At 40.6% G+C, this 19,427-nt stretch carries 25 protein-coding genes; 14 read left to right on the top strand and 11 right to left on the bottom strand.

The features are described 5' to 3' along the window. Window positions 1-190 precede the first annotated feature (190 nt). The 7 genes from DWX84_RS14535 to DWX84_RS14505 all read left to right on the top strand — a co-directional run bounded on the left by DWX84_RS14535 (window position 191) and on the right by DWX84_RS14505 (window position 5,460). Window positions 191-787 (top strand): Crp/Fnr family transcriptional regulator, encoded by a 597-nt coding sequence (locus DWX84_RS14535; protein WP_025815044.1) that lies wholly within the window; start codon window positions 191-193, stop codon window positions 785-787. Between the two features lie 323 nt (window positions 788-1,110). After that, window positions 1,111-1,779, top strand: a complete 669-nt coding sequence (locus DWX84_RS14530; RefSeq protein WP_025815045.1) for a hypothetical protein — start codon at window positions 1,111-1,113, stop codon at window positions 1,777-1,779. Window positions 1,780-1,808: 29 nt separating this feature from the next. Then, window positions 1,809-4,100 (top strand): outer membrane beta-barrel family protein, encoded by a 2,292-nt coding sequence (locus DWX84_RS14525; RefSeq protein WP_117887904.1) that lies wholly within the window; start codon window positions 1,809-1,811, stop codon window positions 4,098-4,100. Between the two features lie 12 nt (window positions 4,101-4,112). Beyond that, the gene (locus tag DWX84_RS22205) at window positions 4,113-4,364 is read left to right on the top strand and encodes a 4-fold beta flower protein (RefSeq protein ID WP_122377541.1); all 252 of its coding nucleotides are present in this window, start codon (window positions 4,113-4,115) and stop codon (window positions 4,362-4,364) included. Between the two features lie 20 nt (window positions 4,365-4,384). Next, complete coding sequence (locus tag DWX84_RS14515; RefSeq protein ID WP_025815047.1) at window positions 4,385-4,624, top strand: hypothetical protein; 240 nt, start codon at window positions 4,385-4,387, stop codon at window positions 4,622-4,624. After that, window positions 4,578-4,997 (top strand): RteC domain-containing protein, encoded by a 420-nt coding sequence (locus tag DWX84_RS14510; protein ID WP_025815048.1) that lies wholly within the window; start codon window positions 4,578-4,580, stop codon window positions 4,995-4,997. The genes DWX84_RS14515 and DWX84_RS14510 overlap by 47 nt, the downstream gene beginning before the upstream one ends. A 130-nt stretch (window positions 4,998-5,127) precedes the next feature. Further along, the gene (locus tag DWX84_RS14505; RefSeq protein WP_005646002.1) at window positions 5,128-5,460 is read left to right on the top strand and encodes a helix-turn-helix domain-containing protein; all 333 of its coding nucleotides are present in this window, start codon (window positions 5,128-5,130) and stop codon (window positions 5,458-5,460) included. A gap of 42 nt (window positions 5,461-5,502) precedes the next feature. Here the strand turns inward: DWX84_RS14505 and DWX84_RS14500 are convergent, their stop codons facing one another. The 6 genes from DWX84_RS14500 to DWX84_RS14475 all read right to left on the bottom strand — a co-directional run bounded on the left by DWX84_RS14500 (window position 5,503) and on the right by DWX84_RS14475 (window position 10,458). Beyond that, a complete protein-coding gene (locus tag DWX84_RS14500) occupies window positions 5,503-6,228 on the bottom strand; it encodes a hypothetical protein (protein WP_025815049.1) in 726 nt (241 codons plus the stop codon). A gap of 4 nt (window positions 6,229-6,232) precedes the next feature. Further along, entirely contained in the window at window positions 6,233-7,156 is a 924-nt protein-coding gene (locus DWX84_RS14495) for a relaxase/mobilization nuclease domain-containing protein (protein ID WP_117963067.1), read from the bottom strand. Further along, window positions 7,122-7,505, bottom strand: coding sequence for a MobC family plasmid mobilization relaxosome protein (gene mobC / locus DWX84_RS14490; RefSeq protein ID WP_025815051.1), 384 nt, complete (start codon window positions 7,503-7,505; stop codon window positions 7,122-7,124). Before mobC ends, DWX84_RS14495 begins: the two co-directional genes overlap by 35 nt. A gap of 147 nt (window positions 7,506-7,652) precedes the next feature. Then, a complete protein-coding gene (locus DWX84_RS14485) occupies window positions 7,653-8,627 on the bottom strand; it encodes a toprim domain-containing protein (RefSeq protein WP_025815052.1) in 975 nt (324 codons plus the stop codon). 309 nt (window positions 8,628-8,936) lie between these two features. Then, window positions 8,937-10,169 carry a VapE domain-containing protein gene (locus DWX84_RS14480; RefSeq protein ID WP_117952102.1) on the bottom strand — a complete coding sequence of 411 codons (1,233 nt, stop codon included), beginning with the start codon at window positions 10,167-10,169 and terminating at the stop codon, window positions 8,937-8,939. Continuing rightward, window positions 10,150-10,458, bottom strand: a complete 309-nt coding sequence (locus DWX84_RS14475) for a helix-turn-helix domain-containing protein (RefSeq protein WP_024988792.1) — start codon at window positions 10,456-10,458, stop codon at window positions 10,150-10,152. The genes DWX84_RS14480 and DWX84_RS14475 overlap by 20 nt, the downstream gene beginning before the upstream one ends. 339 nt (window positions 10,459-10,797) lie before the next feature. Here DWX84_RS14475 and DWX84_RS14470 point away from each other — a divergent pair, with 339 nt between their 5' ends. Together DWX84_RS14470 and DWX84_RS14465 are read left to right on the top strand one after the other, a co-directional pair. After that, entirely contained in the window at window positions 10,798-11,085 is a 288-nt protein-coding gene (locus DWX84_RS14470; RefSeq protein ID WP_025815054.1) for a helix-turn-helix domain-containing protein, read from the top strand. A gap of 4 nt (window positions 11,086-11,089) precedes the next feature. Continuing rightward, window positions 11,090-11,371, top strand: coding sequence for a helix-turn-helix domain-containing protein (locus tag DWX84_RS14465; protein WP_024988805.1), 282 nt, complete (start codon window positions 11,090-11,092; stop codon window positions 11,369-11,371). Window positions 11,372-11,521: 150 nt separating this feature from the next. Here DWX84_RS14465 and DWX84_RS14460 read toward each other — a convergent pair whose 3' ends face one another. The 5 genes from DWX84_RS14460 to DWX84_RS14440 form a co-directional block, all read right to left on the bottom strand. Next, window positions 11,522-12,739, bottom strand: coding sequence for a site-specific integrase (locus DWX84_RS14460; protein ID WP_025815055.1), 1,218 nt, complete (start codon window positions 12,737-12,739; stop codon window positions 11,522-11,524). A 407-nt stretch (window positions 12,740-13,146) separates the two neighbouring features. Continuing rightward, on the bottom strand, window positions 13,147-14,145 hold the full coding sequence (locus tag DWX84_RS14455) for a virulence RhuM family protein (RefSeq protein WP_007480398.1): 999 nt from the start codon (window positions 14,143-14,145) through the stop codon (window positions 13,147-13,149). 2 nt (window positions 14,146-14,147) lie between these two features. Further along, window positions 14,148-14,999 carry a hypothetical protein gene (locus DWX84_RS14450; protein ID WP_007480397.1) on the bottom strand — a complete coding sequence of 284 codons (852 nt, stop codon included), beginning with the start codon at window positions 14,997-14,999 and terminating at the stop codon, window positions 14,148-14,150. A 1-nt stretch (window position 15,000) separates the two neighbouring features. Next, window positions 15,001-15,591: a hypothetical protein gene (locus DWX84_RS14445; protein WP_007480396.1), complete on the bottom strand. Its 591-nt coding sequence runs from the start codon at window positions 15,589-15,591 to the stop codon at window positions 15,001-15,003. Window positions 15,592-15,598: 7 nt separating this feature from the next. After that, on the bottom strand, window positions 15,599-16,876 hold the full coding sequence (locus DWX84_RS14440; RefSeq protein ID WP_223804907.1) for an ATP/GTP-binding protein: 1,278 nt from the start codon (window positions 16,874-16,876) through the stop codon (window positions 15,599-15,601). Between the two features lie 310 nt (window positions 16,877-17,186). Here DWX84_RS14440 and DWX84_RS22200 point away from each other — a divergent pair, with 310 nt between their 5' ends. The 5 genes from DWX84_RS22200 (at window position 17,187) to DWX84_RS21655 (ending at window position 19,373) form a co-directional block, all read left to right on the top strand. Beyond that, window positions 17,187-17,507 carry a TIR domain-containing protein gene (locus tag DWX84_RS22200; RefSeq protein ID WP_199703919.1) on the top strand — a complete coding sequence of 107 codons (321 nt, stop codon included), beginning with the start codon at window positions 17,187-17,189 and terminating at the stop codon, window positions 17,505-17,507. After that, window positions 17,435-17,593 carry a hypothetical protein gene (locus DWX84_RS21660; protein ID WP_199703921.1) on the top strand — a complete coding sequence of 53 codons (159 nt, stop codon included), beginning with the start codon at window positions 17,435-17,437 and terminating at the stop codon, window positions 17,591-17,593. Before DWX84_RS22200 ends, DWX84_RS21660 begins: the two co-directional genes overlap by 73 nt. A 12-nt stretch (window positions 17,594-17,605) precedes the next feature. After that, window positions 17,606-18,586, top strand: a complete 981-nt coding sequence (locus DWX84_RS14430; RefSeq protein ID WP_007480393.1) for a caspase family protein — start codon at window positions 17,606-17,608, stop codon at window positions 18,584-18,586. A gap of 7 nt (window positions 18,587-18,593) precedes the next feature. Continuing rightward, window positions 18,594-19,136, top strand: a complete 543-nt coding sequence (locus tag DWX84_RS14425; RefSeq protein ID WP_007480392.1) for a toll/interleukin-1 receptor domain-containing protein — start codon at window positions 18,594-18,596, stop codon at window positions 19,134-19,136. Between the two features lie 63 nt (window positions 19,137-19,199). Further along, complete coding sequence (locus DWX84_RS21655; protein WP_007480391.1) at window positions 19,200-19,373, top strand: hypothetical protein; 174 nt, start codon at window positions 19,200-19,202, stop codon at window positions 19,371-19,373. Window positions 19,374-19,427: the final 54 nt, after the last annotated feature.

The raw sequence follows: 19,427 nt of genomic DNA, 5'->3' as shown, positions 1-19,427 counted from the left end.
AATGGGTAACGATATAGAAACGAGCGTATTTCTTTAATTTGCCTTATGTTTCCACTGTTTCAATACTCTGCTACAAAAATAGTTATATTCCTTTAAATGCCAATAATGTCTTTGTAAAACTACAACTTTATTGTAGTTTTGTATAAGCATGAGATTAGTAAAAATATCATCTCCTAACAATATCAAACATATGAAGAACTTCAATGCACAATACGGTAAGCATTCCCGATTGGAATTATTAAAACATTTCATCTTGGAGCATGGAACTTATATCGAACTCAAAAAGGGAGAACAGTTCTCTGTTCAGGGTAAAATGAACCGCCGGGGGGCTTATATTGAAAACGGCTTATTGAGATATATCCATGTGGATGAAAGAGGAAATATACATATAGTAGGATATACTTTTTCAAATGAATTTGCAGGGAGTTTATGTACATTCATAAATCCCGACCGACCGTCATTAGTCACTATTGAGGCTGTTTGCGATTCAAAGATTTACTATCTACCGTATTCAACGGCAGAGGAATTCTTTACGACAAATGCCGAAACCATGCAAATAAAGTGTACGCTTGTCGAACAATCATACTTGTTGATGTATCATAGATTATTGGATATGTACTGTAAAACTACGGAAGAACTTTATCTTGATTTATTGAACAGATGCCCCGACATTCAAGAGCACATTACGTTGAAAGAAGTGGCTTCTTTCTTACAAGTCACACCTGAAACAATCAGTCGCATCCGCCACAAACTGAACAAATGCATCCGTTGCAAACTGGAGAAATAGCCAATCTTTAACATCCATTATAGCGGGGTCTTGACAATTGTCAAGACCTTTTTTCTTTATTCTTCCGTATTTTGCCATTTCAAGAAATCAATGTTCAATTACTTAAAACAGCAATAAGATGAAGAAGAAAATTACTTTTCACATGATGTTTTCCGTATTTATTATCTGTACTCTCTCGTGTCTAACAAGTTGTAGTAACAACGATATTCCTATTCCTGTCTTTACCTCTGAGGCATTGGAACAAACCACTTGGTAAGCACAAAGAACTGTGTACAATACCAAAATTAAAGAAGATGTATTAGCGGATAAGGCTTAAATGAAGTGTGGATGCGACTAATCAGATAATTTCAAACGTTTGGAAGACAGCAATATTTTTGTTATTTTTTTTATTTCTCGCCCGTTCAGTCAATGCACAAGTACAAAACGGGTGGACTCCAAACGATTCTGTCCGATTGACCAAAATGCTGAAAGGAGAAATGCCTATCCATATTGATGATGCTTTTAAAAGGGAACTGGAACAGTCTATTATTGGTCATTCGCCAAAAGACGATAATAGGTACTGGGATGATTTTAGGTTAGATATTGATTTTAAAGAAGATTTTCCGAATGTAGTAAATATTGAGTGCGCCACAACGTTTCACTACAAATTAAATCATAACAATAATCTATTGAATGGAAATCTAAAATGCAAAAGCCTTATGAGAAATAGTCGGATAGATAAAAATCTCCCTCTTATAAAGATTCAACAAAAAACAAACATGACTATTCCTTTAAACAAGAAATTACATTTTAGTGTATATGGAAGCTATACACTGGACAAAAAACGTAGTGTGATACTTCCGGCAACTTCTATCCCTTATAAGGTAGGAGCAGGATTTTCATATGAGATAGGTAAACATGCCATTATTAAATCCCAAACGAACTACCAATATAACATAATACAAAAAAAATGGGAATGGTTCTTTGGTGCAGGAGTTTTTTTTACCTTTTAGTAGTCTTGTAATCAATAAACTGAATTCGTATGATGCGATTAAATAAAATAATAACATTGACATTTTTCTACCTATTTTTAGGTTGCTCTCAAACAGTCGCTTGGGGGCAAACGATTAACGGAAAAATAATAGATGACAAACAACTGCCTATAGACGGTGCGACTATTATTTTGCAAACAATGGATTCGACTTATATAGGCGCATCCATTTCCAATGCTGACGGCATATTCGTTTTTAAAAGCCAACAGGAAGAATACCGATTGATAATACAACACCTTTTGTATGAAACAAAACAGATGACAGGTAAGGGAAATGATGCCGGAATTATTCAACTTCAACCTAAAGACTATGCTTTGGATGAAGTTATCATAAAGGCGGAACGTCCTTTTGTAAAAGTGGAGAATGGACTTTTAGGATATAATCTTGCTGTTCTTACCCAAAATCAACTCGTAAACAATGCGTATGAAGCATTGACAAAAATACCGGGAGTGCAAGAAGACAGAGGAATACTAACTTTGGCTGGAGCAGGAAAACTGACTGTTATTCTAAATGGGAAACCTACCACAATGGATGCCGGACAGCTTGAAACAATTTTGCGCAATACTCCGGTGAATCGTGTAGAAAAAGCGGAAGTGATGTATAGCGCACCTCCTGAATATCATGTACGGGGAGCAGTCATTAATCTTGTTTTAAAGCATGCAAACGATTACTCTTTTCAGGGGGAGATAAGTGCTGACTATAAGAACCAGTACTTCAATGACGGGGGAATGAATGGAAACTTTCGTTTATCAACTCCCAAAATGGCTTTTGATGTAATGTACGGAGCAAATAACGTAAAAAAGATAGAATACATAGACCTTGATTCCAAACATACGCTAAAAGATGAACCACATCATATCATACAAAACGAACAGTTACGTAGTAAGTACTGGAAGCACGACCTTAGAGTAGCTTTTGAATATAACTTCAACAACAAAAACAATATCAATGTAGCATACACAGGCAGTTATACCCCCGACCAGCATAATAACAGCCGGACATCAGGCAACTACCAAACCAGCAATGTGGATAAATATGTTGACAATCAAATGCACAATATTACATTGCAATATCATTTGGGGTTCGGAATTGAAATAGGTGGTGATTATACACATTATACTTCCAATAATAATCAAAGGCTATACGCAAATTATCAAGATGGAAATCAGAGTTGTTTCTCTATGGTTGGCGGACAAAAGATAGATCGCTATTCTATCTATGCAGACCGGAAACAGTCTTTACCCAAAAGATGGAATCTGGGTTATGGAGTTTCCTACCGATTTGCTAAAGACATTGATTTCCAAACTTATGATAAAGTGACAGGTAACATTCAAACTCAAAACACATATTCCAATCTAAGAGAACAAACTACCAGCTTTTATGTATCATTGAGCAAAAACTATACAACAGGTACGTCTTTATCCGTTTCTGCTACGGGAGAATATTATACGATTGGCAATTATCATAAATGGGCAGTTTACCCACAAGCATCATTGATTTACTTTAAAACACCGAAACATATGTTTCAACTTTCATTATCTACGGACAAAACTTATCCAAGCTATTGGGATATGCAATCTTCCGTCAGTTATCTTAATGGATATACAGAATTATGGGGAACGCCGGGGTTGAAACCGATGACAAACTATAACCTGAATGGGAATTATATATGGAAGCAGAAATACATCTTTGGTTTGTTTTTCACGTACACCTCAGATTATTTCACTCAAGCCGCCTATCAATCGACTGACAGGCTGGCACTAATCTATAAAAATACAAATTGGAACTATATGCAGGTATGGGGCGCAAACATCATATTGCCTTTTAAGGCAGGAAACTGGCTGGATTCCCGATTGACCTTAGTCGGTATGCAAATGCACCAACGCTGTGATAATTTTTTCGACATTCCTTTCAATCGTAAGAAATGGGTATTTAGCGGCACACTGGATAATACGTTTAAGGTAAATAAGAATTTGTCTTTCGAACTGATGGGAAATGTACAGACGCCCGTCATACAAGGGACATTTGATATAGAATCTATTTTTAATCTCACTGCCGGATTACGGTGGAATTTCGCCAATGACAAATTGAGCTTATCCGCCCGTTGCAATGATATATTTGATACGGGAATGCCTGCAACACGAGTTCGTTTTAAGGAGCAAAACTTGAATATGAATAGCGGATTTTATTCACGAGCATTTACTCTACATTTCAGTTATCGCTTTGGTGGATATAAGAAAAAAGAGGTAAAAAAGATTGATACATCAAGATTTAGATACTAATTCAAAAATGATATGAGAACATTGTTACTAATTCTGAGTGTTTTATGTTTCGGTTCATGCAAAACGTCATTGATTACCTATCGAAATGGATATATATTTGACAAGCAAGGTGAAACGATTGGTAATTATACTAACGGATATATTTATAGTTCAAAGAGAATACTTAAAGGATATTATTCCAATGGCTATATTTATGATGATAATCACAATATTATAGGGAATTATGCAAATGGATATGTGAAAATGAAAAACAAAGACGATTAATAATATAATTTCAACACTACATGGAAAGTGTATTACAACAGAGATTTTTCCGTTTATTATCGGAATACTCGCAGCGTACAGTTTCTGTTTCCGAGTTGGCAGAAGCTATCGAGGAATTGGCTACGCATGTAGCCAATTTTAGTATCAACGAACAGGATTATAGCGTATCACTGCGTTATTTTTCCTTTGGTTTGCACCGTCTTAAATCGTATCGTGTACGGTTTGAGCAAGAAAAAAATGCCCTATCTGTATCTAATTGATGAAGCGATAGGACTTTTGAACACCGAAATACGCCTTATCGAGTGGCATATCAAGTACCCGGAACAGTTACAGCAACCCGTCAACAAACAAGCCCTTTCCCCTCTTTTCCTCGCTGACAAGACTACTCTTATCAACATCATGGAAATGGTCAGCGGTCTGTTCCTCTCCAAAGAAATCGTATATCAGAACGGCAAGCCCGCCTACCTGGTGGATTTGTCCAAAGCCTTTGAATGGCTGTTCAACATCAAGATAAGCGACTGCCACCAAAAGCATGAGGACGTGATAAAACGCAAGCCGGGTAAAATCACAGAGTTTCTTAATGGACTGGCAGAGCTTATCCGCAAGGAACATGAAAAGAAAGGGTACAGATAACCAACGGCTTATGATTTATTTATAGGGGATTCCATTAGTTCCCCCGTAATTTCTTTGCGCCTGTTTTCTGAACTTTGCTTCATCAATCGATTGACAAACCATAATGTATAATTAGAAAAAAGAAGCAATCATGTATATAGAGAATGACGATTTCAGCGTATGGATGCAGAAGCTGTACGCCAAACTGGAAGAACTCTGCAAGGATGTACGGGTACTGCGCAATGCCGACAGGGTGCTGCCCGAAGATGACAACCTGCTGGATAATCAGGACTTGTGCCTGCTCTTCAAGGTGAGTATCAAGACCCTGCAACGCTACCGGGCTATCGGTGCGCTGCCGTACTTCACAATCAGCGGAAAAGTGTACTACAAGGCTTCCGATGTCCGGGAGTTCATCAAGGAGCGGTTCAGCGTTACCACGCTGCGCCAGTTCGAGAAAGAACACTGCACAAAGAAAAAGAAGTGAATTAAAAAGCCGGGGCGGTTCTGCTCCGGCTTTGCTTTTGGTTTATGGTTTGCCTAATTTGTCGGCTTCCTCCCTTAACTGCTCGGCTTGTTCGTTCAACAGTCTTGCCCGTTCCAACGCTTCTGCCTGTTTCCTGCTGCGGTATTCAAAGCCTTTCACCGAATCGGTCAGGCTTCGGATGAAAGCGTTGTCCCGTTCCCGGCTGAACTTCGTTTCCAGCAAATCAAGGCTGCTGCCGTCTGCCTTTCCTTTCATCAGGATATAGCGGTATTTTATATCGTTGTCCTGTAACCGATGCATCCGTTCCGTAAAACGAATATTCAAGATTAGCGAAGTGATACAGATAATAAAACCTGCTGAAAGAAGAAAGAACTTGGGCTTCAGGTAGGGAGTTACCCGGTATATCAGTTTGTCATGCCATGAAACGGGCGTTGTTTCTCCGGTCGGTGTATCATCAGCCGGGAACAACACCTTTAACCGCTCCTTGAAATATCGGTGCGAGGTCACGATAAGCCCCTTTATATCTTCAAGGTCTTGTTTTTGGTTCTCGGACTGCCCTTTTCCGATACTGCCGATTTGGTTTAGAATCTCCTGCGCCATGTTTTCAGTAATGCCGGATTTACCTTGCATTTCCGAAATGCGCTGTTCGATAACGTCCAGTCGGTTAATCGTTTCCTCCCGGCTGGCTGGCGTTACCTGCTTCTCCTGCCGTTCTTTCAGTTCCGTAACCATGGAGAGAAGCCCCTCCAAAATTAAGTTATTTTCCATGTCCCTATAATTTTAAGTGTCGTTTCTTTTTCTTCTTTTTTCTTTCACCGGGATTGTCGGGCGTTTCATCAGCCGGAGAGGACGGGGCGGAGAACAGACCGCCCAAGTCTGCCAGTAACGGACTGTCGATTTTGCCCAGTGTCTGCGATAGCTCCTGAACAGGTGCGGAAACCGTCTGTCGGTTGCTTTCGGTAGTGTTCAGCCCCGCATCCCCGAAACATTTATCCAGCTTGGAGAAACTGAAACTGCGGTCTATCTCCGAACCCTTGAACGTGTATTCGCCTTTGGAAAAGGATATGCCCTGTACTTCGCCAGTCTGTCCCCTGTACTTGAAATGAATCCCGATACCCTTTTCTGCCAGCCGGGTTTGTAACTGCTGCCAGTTCCTTGATTTCCCGATTTCATCCTTTACGGCATTGTAAATCTCGTATTTGGATTTGTCCGGCTCTCTCAAACGGTGCTGCTTTACATGCTCCTTGCCTTTAGCGAAATAAAGCCCGTGTTTGGTTTTCAGCTTCTTGCATACCTGCTCGTTGCGGTACATGTCGTTCCTGTCCGAAATGGTCTTGCCGTTGTTGTCTATGCGGTTGAACACGATATGCACGTGCGGATGTTCCCGGTCTTGGTGGCGCACGATGATGTACTGCGTATCGGTGATTTTCATTTCACGCATGTACTCCTGCGCAAGCTGTACCATTTTCCCGTCTGTCAGCTTGGGTGCGTCCACCGGGGAATAGCTTAGCGCAATATGTCCGACTGGCTTTTTCAGGTCGGGGTTCATCCCGGCTTGCAGTATGAAACTGCGTATGATGTCCCGGTTGCTTTCGGCTAACACTCCCTCCGCATGAAGCAAAGCCGCCTGTTCCTTGCCGAGTACATAGTTCACGCAGCCTTTAAATCCGCTTCCCTTTTTTATTTTTCCAATCATCCGACAGTTGGTTTATGATTTCAACAATCCTGTTTTTGAGTTTCACCAGTTCCACGGCTACCAGTGCGAACCCTCCGGCATTCGCCCGGTGCGCCAACTGGTTGATGTTGTTGGCTTCGCCCGCCAGCCTGCGGATAGTGTCCGCATCCTGCCTGTTCAGCCGAGGCGTTACCTCTGCCGAAACGACAGCCTGCCGGACGTACTCGCTGACGTGCAGCCCGGCTTCGGTGGCTCGCTTCCTGATTGCGTAGAACTGTAACTCGGTCAGTTTCGTGCTGACTACCCGGTTCTGCTTGTCTATCCGGCTTTTTGCCGGGCGACCTCCCGGTTTGTTCCTTGTCCCTGTCATACGTTTTTGCTTTTAGGTGGTATCTTAAAAATTGCGACCAACGGGAGAAATTTTCTTTGCTGTCAAGCAAAGCAAGGTGTTTCGGTCTACCGAAACATAACCTTGCTCTCCCTAATCATACCGTTTACCGTTGGTAATCCTGCCGGACTAAATGCCTCTGCCCCTTTTCTGTTTTGGGGTGGCACGTTGTCCGGTTTCCTGCTTTATTTCCTGCGCTTGGCTGGTACTGTTTTTCTGTTCCTGTTTCCTGCCGCACAGATAGTCGTTCAAGTCCGAATAACCCCTGTAATTGTCCGAGAAGTCACGCACACGGTAGGAATATTCCAAAGCGATAGCCTGTGTTGCCCGAAATCCTGCTTCGTCATTGTCGAGCATGCAGTGGATGCGTTTATACGGGAACAGTACGTCAATGGCTTTCGGCACATTGGCGGTAGAGTTGAGTATGACATAATCCTGCCTGTCAAGGTCGGGCATGGTCGGACAGTTCTTCATCCGGAGTGTGAGGAAAGAAAGATAGTCCATAAAGCCCTCGAATACCAAACATTTCTCTCTCGGCTCTCCCTGCTGCCTTATATGGGTGATGTCTTTCGATGTGCTGCCCTTGAAACGGGGATTGCGAAGCTCGTAACCTCCTGAATCATTCCTGAACGCCAGCGCAAAATAAGGCTTGCCACCGATGCGGTAATACATTTCCTGCACGTATGGGGCTGCCGTTCCGGGGGAAATCCCCCTTTCCTGCAAGTAGCGCATGAGTGCCGGATTCTGTAACGGCTGTATTCTGCGTATCTCTATCGGGCTGGCTGCCTGCCTTTTCGTGTCCCTTTCGGGCAGGTCTTTCCCGTGAAAGGAAAAAGAGGTAGTGTCGTCCTGCTCCAGTCGGCAGATAGCACCGTAGGCGTTGCACCCGTTCTGCTTCATCACAAGGTCGATGAGCGTCCCGCCCTCGCCAGTTCCGTAGTCACACCATAGATTGGCGTTATAATCCACCTTGAAACTCGGCGTGTTGTCCTCCCGTAAGGGGCTGCGGTACATCCCGTAACTTCCTTTTTCCGTGACGGGCTGGATTCCCAAAGAGTTCAGGTAATCCTTGATACTGATATTGTTGGCTTCCTTGTAGGTCATAATCTTTATTTTTTTATTTAACGATAGTAATAATGAAGCAAGAAGCGAGTAAGAAGAAGCACGGGACACTACTACATCTATCTTTTTCTTTTTCAACGGATTGTAGTACATGTAGTAACATAGTAATTATTTATCCTTTAAAAAAGGAATAAATATATTCTATATATTATATTGCCGTTTTTTCTTTTTCCCGGATTTTCCAAAAGTTTGGGATTCTATCTTACTTCATACTACATAATTGGTAAACTATTGTTTATTAAATTGTTATGTATGTATCAAACAATATGTAGAAGCTACTACATTCCGGTTCTACCCGTAATCATCCCCTGTACGGGAAGCCGGAACGGGCTTTATCCTGTACCCATATACCGGATAATGGTTGTTGTTGATGCGCTTCTGTACCCGCTTGAAACCGATTTTCCGCAATGATTCGCCCAGCCTTTTTTCGGATAGCTGGACGGGGGATATATTACGCAGGTATGCGAGTACCTGTGCCGTTGTCATGAAGAACAGGGCTTCTTCCTCCTCTGTCGGCTTCTCAAAGTATTGTGTCAGCATCTCAAACTCGATTGTCTGTACCTCAAATTCCGCATTTGTCAGGTGCAGTTCTTCAATCTCCGCATCATTGAACCAGTAGCGCACGCCCTGACGGTACAGGTACATAATTTCGGAATAGACGTTATCCATGTGAATACTTTCTGCCGTGGGCTTGTCTATGTGCAGCACCTCGAACGGCAAAAAACGCCTGCTGCCTGTCGGGTCGGTCAGGAACTCGTTGCCGTTCACCGAAGCCATGAAGCTGGCGAGGTGGGGGTATTCCTCTATGTAAATATCATACGGTCTGCGGTACTTCACCGCCGGGGTGGTGATAAGGTTCTTCAATGCGTTCTCGTTCTGCTTGTTGAGTTCCTTTAGCTGGTCGTCAATGTTGATGAACAGGTATTCGGCTATCAGTGTCAGGATGTCTTTGCCCTGCGGGTCTATCTTCCCGGTGAACAGGTAGTTCTTAAGCGGTGTCGGGCAAAGGTTGTCCAGCCACCACGATTTGAACTGCCCCTGCCTATCCCCGGTCAGCACCAAACAGGTATGGTTCTGACACCCTGTGTCGTTCATCGCGTTGGCTACCACACCGATAAGCCATTTCGTGAAATATTCCTCCCATTTGCCGGGGTTGGCTACCTGTACCGTGTTCAGAAGCCTGCCGATATGCCCGTGTTCGGCAGGATTCAGTAAGGGCAGGGCATTGAAATACTCCTGTATGGGGTGAGCCTTTCTTGCGAAGTCGCTTTCCAGTATCATGCGTATGTTGTCGGTCGAGGTGGCAATGTCAGCCGTTGCGTCCAGCCTGCGCCTGAAAGTGTTCAGGGCGAATTTTGTAACGGGCTGGTACAAGTCCGAAGAACCCGCAGCCCGGTATTCCGTCCGGCTCTTTACGGTGTTGAACCGGAAATCATACAGGACGTTCAACAGGCTTTCGATGCGCTCGTTCTTGGACTGCCAGCCCTCGATATGCCGTGTTTCATCACTTCTTTTCTTTTTCATCGGGAAGTCTGTTAGAAGCCGGGACATACTGCTGCTGCATCCACTTTTTGAGTTCCTCCATGTCGAAACGCAGGGTACGCCCACGCTTGACACACGGTATCATCCCCTTGCTGGCTAAATGATACAGGTAATTGACCGAATACCCGGTTATGCCGCTGGCAACGGATATTTTGACTAACACAGGCTCTTTTCCGTCCTGCCGTTCTTCGGGCTGTGCGCCCGTGACCGGGGCAATCATCTTTTCGATGTTCTCCAGCCGCTTGAAAATTTCTTCGAAAGGATTGTTCATAGGTGCTTGTTTTTTGAATTAGCACCACAAATAAAATAAGAAAAATCGGTAAAAAACAAAGCGTCAGCCGTTTGGAATCGCTTTGCTTCGCTCTGCGCCAAATTAATGTCGGCAAATGGAAAACGGCTTTGTGTTCATTACCTTACTTATTTAGGGAGTGGAGAAAAAACAGGTTTTTTGTTATCGGTTCATTTCTTTCGTGTTGTTGTTGGGTTGGCGGTGGACATTTTCGGACACGTAAGGTCATTTGCGGACAGGAAGAAACAACCTGTCATTCAGCCTTATATATTTGCACCAGTGAAGAAAAACGGAGTATTGACAAGAATAAATATATCGGTTATGGAAATAGTGACGATTGAAAAGAAAACGTTTGAACTATGGAAACAGAGGTTTGAAAATTTTGTGGGTCGTGTGGATGCGCTCTGCGTGCCTTTACGCAGGAAGCGTGACAAGTGGCTGGATAACTGCGAGACTTGCCGTTTGCTGAACGTTTCAGCCCGGACGATGCAGACTTACCGTGATACGGGAAAACTGCCTTATTCGCAGATTAACAATAAGATTTACTACAAGGCTTCGGACGTGGAAGCCTTTCTGCTCGACCAAGTAAGGGACAATTCTAAAAAGTAGGCGTATGGATTTGATAACGAAAGATTCCGAAACCACGCTGGTACTGTTTTCCTCCCTCGACAGGGTGCTGGAAAACGTGGAGTACGTGGTAATGAACTATCGCCCGGTATTGAACGGTGAACACTACCTGACGGGTGATGAGGTGTGCAGGCGGCTTTGCATCAGCAAACGGACGTTGCAGGATTACAGGGACACGGGGCTGCTGGGCTACGTGCAGCTTCCGGGAAAAATCATCTATCGTGAAAGCGAGATTTTAGACCTGCTGGAAAGACATTACAGAAAATGAAATCTTGAAAACATGAAATCTTGTTTTATTGATGTCTTGCTTTCTTGAAATATTGAAGTATTGAAATATAGCTGTCTTGTTTTCTATATTGTTTGATTAAAAGCCAGCAATCACGTTTTCTTGAAAACCGTGTTGCTGGCTTCTTCGTGGTTATACGGATAGCTGTTTCTCAACGGCTTGCATATCCCTTAGTATCGTTTGGTCTAATACTTTCGCATAATGCTGCGTCATTCGGGTGGATGAATGCCCCAGCATTTTAGCCACGTTCGGCAGTGACACGTTGTTAGCCAGTGCGATAACCGAAGCGAAACTGTGCCGGGCTGTGTGCGTGGTCAGGTTCTTTTTAATACAGCACAGGTCGGCAATCTCTTTCAGGTAGCTGTTCATCTTCTGATTGCAGGGAACGGGCAACAAAGTTCCTTTATCCATGCAGTAGGGGTTATCCTTATACTTTTCAAGTATCTGTTTGGGAATGCTCAAAAGCGGGATGTTACAGAGGTTGTTTGTTTTTTCACGGGGTTTCACTATCCACAGGTTGCCGTTGCTGTCCTCTGAAACGTGTTCGGGGCGCAAGTTATACACGTCTATGAATGCCAGCCCGGTATATACGCAGAAGATAAAGACATCCCGTACCAGTTCCAGCCGTTCAATCCTGAACTCTTTCTGCCATATCCGGTTTATCTCGGCTTGGCTTAGGAACTGTTTGTTTACCTCCACCTCGTGAAACTTGATTCCGGCAAACGGGTTCTTTGTCAGCCACTCGTTGGCAATGGCAAGGTTTATCACTTTCTTAAAACATTTCATGTACCGGATAACGGTATTCTGTGCGCAATGCTTCTCCGTCTTTAGGTATAAATCGAATTTGCGTACCAGTTCCCCGTTTACCTCACGCAGTAACATATCATCTACCTTGTAATCCCGTTTAACCAGTTCCATGAGGTATTTAAGGCAATTGTCGTAACGTCTTACGGTGATGTCGGCATAGTCCGTCCCGATTAGCTTCCGGCAGTTGTCGTTGTGTTCCTTGAATACATTATACAATGTCTTGAAAGTCTCGTCCTTTCCCTGATAGCGGTTCACTATGGCACGTGCGGAGATAATCTTTCCCTCCAGTTCCAAGTCTTGGTAAATCTGATAGAATTTCACACGCAGGGCGTCAATGTAATGGTTTAGTTCCACGGAATTGCGGTCTTTGCCTGTCGATTTCTCTTTTTCCTGTGACCAAAGTGGGACTTTTACGCTCCGCTTTAGTTGAAGTTCCACGTATAGGCGGTCATAAGTGACACGCACACGCACGGGTGCTTCCCCGTTTTTTAACAGTTTGCTACGCTTGATGAAGAACAACACGCTGAATCTTTTTCTTTCCATACGGCTCGATTTTTAATGATACAAAGTTAGGAAATCGAACCGAGAACCCTGTTATGTAAAATAGTGCAACGTGCTGTAAAAGAATGAAGTAAATACCTCGCAGTGGAACATTTCGGGCTTTTGAAAACAGTCCCTTGAATAAGGACGTATAGTTTGCTTCAATCCCACTAATTTTGCTTACTCTTGGAAAAGAAAAATCCCCAAACTTCTTTGAAATTCAGGGATTTACATCGTTTTGCCTTCTTAAAAAGTGGTGCCACCAGGAATCGTAACATATCTACAAGTGGCTGTATATCATTACTTTTCAGAATCACATTAACAGCAATCTCCTCCTATTGCTCCACCGTTGGACTTCTGTGTTTTGCGCATTGTGGAAACGGATGATTTCTTGGTGCAAAGGTAGTGAATTAGTTTGGATTATTATCGTTCTTGTCCTTTAATCTTTTGATTTCTCTATCAAAATCGCTTTCAAGCAAGTCCATTTCACGTTTGCGATAGATAGCAAACTCCTTTTCTGCCTTTTCAATCGCCTGTTTATGTGAAATACGTCCTTTACCAATCAAGACCTTCCGTTTGTGTGCAATAATCTGGTTGTCCAGTGCTTCTATCCAGTCTTTCATTGTCATGGGATTCATTTCCAATGCTTGGAACTCGGCAAAGTCCAAGAAACCGGAAACAAGCAGATTCAAGCGTTGTAGTTCAATCTCAGACAAATAATTTTTAGCAATCTTCACATCATCTTTAGTCACATAATTACCCTTGAAGTTTGTCATACCCACAAATGGCTTTTCATTATCCACGCGATGATAGATAACTTCGGCTGCCGTATTCTCATGAACCGCATAATGCAGCTTGTTCTGTACTGTGGCAAAAAACATTTTTGTCATCTCGTCACGAGGGTCGTAGTCTGTCGCTGTGGCATAAATGTCCGTAACCTGTTGGTAAAAATTACGTTCGCTACTACGAATATCCCTGATGCGCTGTAACAATTCACGGAAATATCGGTTTCCTCCCTGTTTCAATCGCTCGTCATCCATAGCAAATCCCTTTTGGATGTATTCGTGAAGCCGTTGGGTAGCCCAGCGACGGAAACGAGTCGCCACCTGCGACTGGATACGATACCCCAATGCTATAATCATGTCAAGATTGTAATGGTCAATGTTACGTTTTACCTGACGATTGCCTTCCTGGCGAACTAACAAGAATTTCTTGTTAGTTGCCTCTATGGTCAGTTCTCCATCTTTATATATATTATCCACATGTTGGCTGATGTTCTGTTGTGTTGTACAATATATTTCCGCCAACTGATTTTGCGTCAGCCATAAATCCTCATCGGCAAAACGTACGGACACACGAGTTATCTCGTTATCGTCTTGATAGAGTATTATTTTGTTTTCTTCGCTCATAATTAGTGATTATCTTTTTTCTTTGAATTTGAACGATAAAGTCTGTCGGTAATTACACCCCTAAATATGTCCTCATTGAGAAACTCTAAAACACGGTTCAAATCTGCAACATTATTTGTTGGTAAAACCAATTCTTTATTTTCATTTATTTGGGCATTAACTCCGTATTTATTTAATAGGCTTGTTTTTGTTCGAGATGCTTTTCTCATAAAAGTTGAAATATTGTCAGTGTTCGACAACAACTTTATAAGCCGACGTGTCTTTATGTTTGCTATATGCTTTATGCTTTCGGTATTTACATTAATTCCATCTAATTCTCCAAAGGATTCAATTTCAGCATTTGTAGCTTCTGTAACAAAATTTATTAGTGAGAATATTTGATTTGCGACTGTATAACTTTGGAAATATAGCTTTCCCTCCTCGTACAACGCATGAATCTTATCTTCGACAATAAAAGCAGAGTTATTCATTTTTGCAAATACATTTCCATATTCAAACCGCAAGACCATTTTGCGTTGCAACATATTTTTCTTATTAAAGATCTGAAAATAGAACTTTCCATCATCGTAATAAAAGATGCTTTTAGGCATATCTTCATTTATATTGTATTCGGACATGTCAGCCTGATTACATGGTATACGAGCAAAATCTTCAGGTAAGTCATAATGCACGTACGTTATATTTTCTCCGTTCCGACTAACAATATTGCCATCGAAAACATCTTCTTCTATACCTTCTGGTTTGAATGTAGCCCCACTATTTATAAATAGGTTTTTAATCTCTGTTATTATCTCTTCTTTTAGAGGGATATGTTTTACTGTATTATCAGGCATCAATGCATAAAATTGGCTCATATTATTTTTCATTAATGATTAAACCCATATAATCTGTCACTTCAACAAACTTTTTAATCTCATTCTTATTCCTGATACATTTTTCAGAAATTAGTATATAGGTGTTTTCTTCTGTATATACTTCATAATAGCGATACCCCCATATTGAACAAAGTAAATTATAGTTGTTGTTATTATAACTTGCAATCGCAATAAAGCAGCATTGAAGTATTATGCAAACAAATAATACCATAAAATCAAGTTCGTCGGCAAATATTGTCAACCAAGGGATTATAGACGAAATTACCTGCTCCGCACTGTTCAGAGATAAATTTGAATAAGATTTCACTTGAATAGTTTTTCCCTCCTTGTACTTGCTAGATTTTTTACAAAGAAAAATTTTGATGCCGATAAGACATATTAATGTGAATCCAAAACTGATATTGATGCCCCACCATTCAAAACTAGTAGGAAATATCCTATTTTCTAGCATTTCATCCCAAAATCGAAAATAATTCGTGCTATCCTTAATGACACCTATTAATCCTAGTGACAAGAATGTTGGTGCTGTTACCGTGGCGGTGAACAGAAATTTAGAAACAAAACTTACCATCGGAAGATTATTTTAAAGATGAAAATAATTTGTTTATCTCCTCTTCTGTCTCAAATATGGGGGTTGCGCCGTACTCGCCATTAAGATAGCTGTTTTGAAGCATTTTATCAAAGCGCACATTATATAAATTATCCATTCTTCCAAATGAACTGATACCGTTATTGTCTTTTTTCATCAACCATATTTCATCTCTCCTGAATATCTTTTGATCCATTAAAGAACTTTCATGAGTGGTGAAAATCAGTTGACTTGAAACATCTTTTGAATACTTATAAAACAATAAAATTATTTGCTTAATAAGTGATGGATGCAAGCTACGTTCCATTTCATCAACAATAAAGACTTTCTCTCCTTGAATCAAGTCCAAGATAAGTGGAATATAATCAAATAAACGTTTTGTACCATCACTCTCATCGCCAAGCGAAAAAAGCTCGACATCAGTTTCATTCATTTTTTTATGTACTGTCATCAATTTCTTAGCCTTAATTTCACCATCAATCAAGTTGATTAAATACAAGTTATCGTCAAATCTTAATGCTCCAAATGCTTCATCTGTGTTGGATTTTGACAAATCTGCTTTTATTGCACGTTGTAAATCTTGTGGAATACCAAGTTTTTCAAATTGTACTTCTATTAATTTTACACTATCAACGCCAGTATTGAAATATCTTAAAAGTGCCCCAAAACCACGTTTTAAATCATTATCATCAGCAGCTTTAAGTAATACACCTTGCTTATACGGAGTATCAGGGAATATAATTTTAAGAGAATTTACGAACCAGTCTATAACAGAATCCAAATCTTTAATATTTGATACATTCTCATGAATGTTACGACTCATGACCTCATGAAGAAACAATTGTCTTTGTGGTGTCGCTTTTGCAAGAAATGACAAGAATTGTGATTCTTCTTCTTTTGGATTGAGTTTAAGAAGATATGAAATATCAAAATTGGATTTTTTTGTATTCCTTTGAAAAATAACACATTCATTGTTTTTGTTTATTTGCTTAAGCCATTCTAAGCTTATTTGTTCTGCATTGTAGCTAAAGCCATATTCATATTTTTTGTTTCCACAAAGTATATGATAAATAATGGTTGTATCTTTTTTCTTATTTTCCGAGCTCAAACGAAAGGGGTAAAAATCTATTAAATCATCTGTACGAGTACCCCTTAAAACAAGTTTTTTACCTAACTCTATCGCCTTGACAAAATTGCTCTTTCCGCCAGCATTTGCTCCAAACACTGCTGCTGATTTTAGCACCCACTGTCCTTTAGTCGGCTCCATTTTATGGTCCTTTTTCAAAGAACCTTTGTTGGGCTGAAGGAGTAATATTTCTTTATCCTTAAAGGATAGGAAATTTTCTATTGTGAACTGTTGTAGCATAAGTATTGACTAAATAAGTTGTTTAACACTGCAAATATAGTGATATTTTCTCATTTGCACAATATATTACGTATGATTTTGTGATATATAGTATTTACAATGTGATTTTTTCTCATCTTGAATATATAATACTGAAAAAGTTTGTATATTTGCATCGTGAATTCGAAATTAAGACCCTGGTGAAGGACCAGAGAGTTCACACTCTTGTATTATGTACAGAATATTTATTTCGCATTCGTGGTCATATTCAAGCGATTATGACAAAATTGAATTATTTTTACGTCAAGAAGGTATTCGCTTTTACAACCATTCTGTCCCCCAGAATGACCCCATTCATACAAATGGCTCAGACAAGCAATTATCTGATGCAATAGAAGCAAAAGTTAAAGGGTGTAGTTGTGTCATTATCCTTGCTGGAGTATATGCCACTTATAGCAAGTGGATTAACAAAGAAATGAAATGGCACAGAAATATCGCAAACCAATTATTGCGGTTCAACCATGGGGGGCAGAACGCACATCTTCTGTTGTGAAAAATGTAGCTGATGTCATTGTTGGCTGGAATGCCAAATCCGTCGCAAACGCGGTTCGAGAATATGCTATATATCAATACCTTTAACACAGAGGCCGTATGAAAAAAGCACTGTTAATTGGAATCAATGATTATCCTGCGGGAAATGAACTGACAGGATGTATAGAGGATATCAATAACGTTAAAGCTGTAATTGAACGACATGGCGATGGTTCTCCGAATTTTGGAGTTAAAATGATGCCAAATGTACAGACTTCAGGAGAAGTAATGGAGGCTATTCAAAAACTTTTTGCTGGAGATAATGATACAGCTCTTTTATATTTCTCTGGGCACGGTTACGCAAATAACACAGGAGCAGAGATTGTTATGCCACAGGACATATCCACTCCCGGTCTGTACTATACAGGAATACAGATGTCAACTATAATGAATATTGTCAATAATTCTCATGTTCATAACAAAGTTGTAATCTTAGACTGCTGTCATTCTGGAAATATGGGGAAGTATAATCTTCAAGATGCTGGCAGCATTTTAAATACAGGAGTTTCTATTCTAACAGCTTGTCGTGAAGATGAAGTTGCGATGGAAGCTGGTGGCCATGGCCTTTTCACAGAGTTACTCTGCGCTGGACTTAATGGAGGAGCATCAGATTTCTGTGGGAATATTACTATAGGTGGTGTGTATGCATACATTGATCGTTCTTTTGGACCATGGGACCAAAGACCAGTCTTTAAAACCAATGTTACAGAATTTGCACCATTACGTAAAGTAGAACCACAAGTGTCGTTGTCAGTCATTCGTGAACTAACAAACTTGTTTGTGGATCCGAATAAAGATATAGCACTAGATCCATCTTTCGAGGACACAAACGACCCGTCTGTGCATCATGAATACGTAATACCCTATGCAGACCTAAATAATGTTAAGAAATTTAAACTGCTGCAAAAACTACAAAGCATAGGATTTGTGAAACCTATAGATGAAGAATTTATGTACTTTGCAGCAATGCATAGTACCGGATGTAAGTTAACAGAGTTAGGAAAATATTATTGGAGATTAGTAAACGAAGGAAGAATTTAATTTGAATATGGAATATTTTAGCGAGGCACATTTTCGTGCCATAACGAACAGAATGTCTCTTTACGAGCAACGCACATACAGCGATAATTATCAAGGATTACCAATGAATGAGCAGTTTGATATATTTCTTTCTTACAACATTTCCGATTCGGATGTTGTAAAAGGTATATTTTATGCTTTATCAAACATGGGATTCAAGGTCTATCTTGACTGTATTGTCGATGCTAACATGAAAAGAAATGAGACAGATAAAAATACTGCGAAAAGGATACAGCAAAGATTAAAGAATAGCAAATCTTTAATTTACGCTCAATCGCCTGATGCTGGAAAAAGTAATTGGATGCCATGGGAATTAGGGGTAGTAGATGGACATACAGGCAAATGTATGATTATGCCTGTTACGAAAGATGCTAAGCCTGTAAGTCCTCGGCGTGAATATCTACTTCTTTATCCTTACATTATGCCTTATGGAATTAGAGAAGAAATGAGAGTTTTCACAGAGCAATATTCTATTTATGGGGAAGATATTAATTCGTATATACGGAAATAATTTGTAACATCAAGCAGTGTGTTCTCGACTGCATAATTCGAGATGTGCATAATAAGGAAGAATATGGCAACAAATCCACCGTCTGGAGACGGACATCGCAATGGCGCAGTGAAAAATCGTTCACAGGTTTTTAATCCCAAAACAGAACAATGGGTAAAAAGAGATAAAGATACCGGGCGTTTCATGGATGTCAAACAAGATGGTACCCCGTTTAAGGGTGTGCGAAAAGAAAAGTGAGTTTTTAACGAGGGCAAGAGTTTGATACTTGCCCTTGTTTACTGCTTATGGTTA

The sequence above is a fragment of the Parabacteroides sp. AF21-43 genome (assembly GCF_003635435.1).
Taxonomy (GTDB): domain Bacteria; phylum Bacteroidota; class Bacteroidia; order Bacteroidales; family Tannerellaceae; genus Parabacteroides; species Parabacteroides distasonis.
This window is presented reverse-complemented; position numbering and strand designations above follow the sequence as displayed.

What these genes read in the sequence shown, in the direction of transcription:
- DWX84_RS14535 (WP_025815044.1), top strand. Translation starts at nt 191, where the DNA reads ATGAAGAACTTCAATGCACAATACGGTAAGCATTCCCGATTGGAATTA.
- DWX84_RS14525 (WP_117887904.1), top strand. Translation starts at nt 1,809, where the DNA reads ATGATGCGATTAAATAAAATAATAACATTGACATTTTTCTACCTATTT.
- DWX84_RS22205 (WP_122377541.1), top strand. Translation starts at nt 4,113, where the DNA reads ATGAGAACATTGTTACTAATTCTGAGTGTTTTATGTTTCGGTTCATGC.
- DWX84_RS14515 (WP_025815047.1), top strand. Translation starts at nt 4,385, where the DNA reads ATGGAAAGTGTATTACAACAGAGATTTTTCCGTTTATTATCGGAATAC.
- DWX84_RS14505 (WP_005646002.1), top strand. Translation starts at nt 5,128, where the DNA reads ATGTATATAGAGAATGACGATTTCAGCGTATGGATGCAGAAGCTGTAC.
- DWX84_RS14500 (WP_025815049.1), bottom strand. Translation starts at nt 6,228, where the DNA reads ATGGAAAATAACTTAATTTTGGAGGGGCTTCTCTCCATGGTTACGGAA.
- DWX84_RS14495 (WP_117963067.1), bottom strand. Translation starts at nt 7,156, where the DNA reads ATGATTGGAAAAATAAAAAAGGGAAGCGGATTTAAAGGCTGCGTGAAC.
- mobC (WP_025815051.1), bottom strand. Translation starts at nt 7,505, where the DNA reads ATGACAGGGACAAGGAACAAACCGGGAGGTCGCCCGGCAAAAAGCCGG.
- DWX84_RS14485 (WP_025815052.1), bottom strand. Translation starts at nt 8,627, where the DNA reads ATGACCTACAAGGAAGCCAACAATATCAGTATCAAGGATTACCTGAAC.
- DWX84_RS14480 (WP_117952102.1), bottom strand. Translation starts at nt 10,169, where the DNA reads ATGAAAAAGAAAAGAAGTGATGAAACACGGCATATCGAGGGCTGGCAG.
- DWX84_RS14475 (WP_024988792.1), bottom strand. Translation starts at nt 10,458, where the DNA reads ATGAACAATCCTTTCGAAGAAATTTTCAAGCGGCTGGAGAACATCGAA.
- DWX84_RS14470 (WP_025815054.1), top strand. Translation starts at nt 10,798, where the DNA reads ATGGAAATAGTGACGATTGAAAAGAAAACGTTTGAACTATGGAAACAG.
- DWX84_RS14465 (WP_024988805.1), top strand. Translation starts at nt 11,090, where the DNA reads ATGGATTTGATAACGAAAGATTCCGAAACCACGCTGGTACTGTTTTCC.
- DWX84_RS14460 (WP_025815055.1), bottom strand. Translation starts at nt 12,739, where the DNA reads ATGGAAAGAAAAAGATTCAGCGTGTTGTTCTTCATCAAGCGTAGCAAA.
- DWX84_RS14455 (WP_007480398.1), bottom strand. Translation starts at nt 14,145, where the DNA reads ATGAGCGAAGAAAACAAAATAATACTCTATCAAGACGATAACGAGATA.
- DWX84_RS14450 (WP_007480397.1), bottom strand. Translation starts at nt 14,999, where the DNA reads ATGAGCCAATTTTATGCATTGATGCCTGATAATACAGTAAAACATATC.
- DWX84_RS14445 (WP_007480396.1), bottom strand. Translation starts at nt 15,591, where the DNA reads ATGGTAAGTTTTGTTTCTAAATTTCTGTTCACCGCCACGGTAACAGCA.
- DWX84_RS14440 (WP_223804907.1), bottom strand. Translation starts at nt 16,876, where the DNA reads ATGGAGCCGACTAAAGGACAGTGGGTGCTAAAATCAGCAGCAGTGTTT.
- DWX84_RS22200 (WP_199703919.1), top strand. Translation starts at nt 17,187, where the DNA reads ATGTACAGAATATTTATTTCGCATTCGTGGTCATATTCAAGCGATTAT.
- DWX84_RS21660 (WP_199703921.1), top strand. Translation starts at nt 17,435, where the DNA reads ATGGCACAGAAATATCGCAAACCAATTATTGCGGTTCAACCATGGGGG.
- DWX84_RS14430 (WP_007480393.1), top strand. Translation starts at nt 17,606, where the DNA reads ATGAAAAAAGCACTGTTAATTGGAATCAATGATTATCCTGCGGGAAAT.
- DWX84_RS14425 (WP_007480392.1), top strand. Translation starts at nt 18,594, where the DNA reads ATGGAATATTTTAGCGAGGCACATTTTCGTGCCATAACGAACAGAATG.
- DWX84_RS21655 (WP_007480391.1), top strand. Translation starts at nt 19,200, where the DNA reads ATGGCAACAAATCCACCGTCTGGAGACGGACATCGCAATGGCGCAGTG.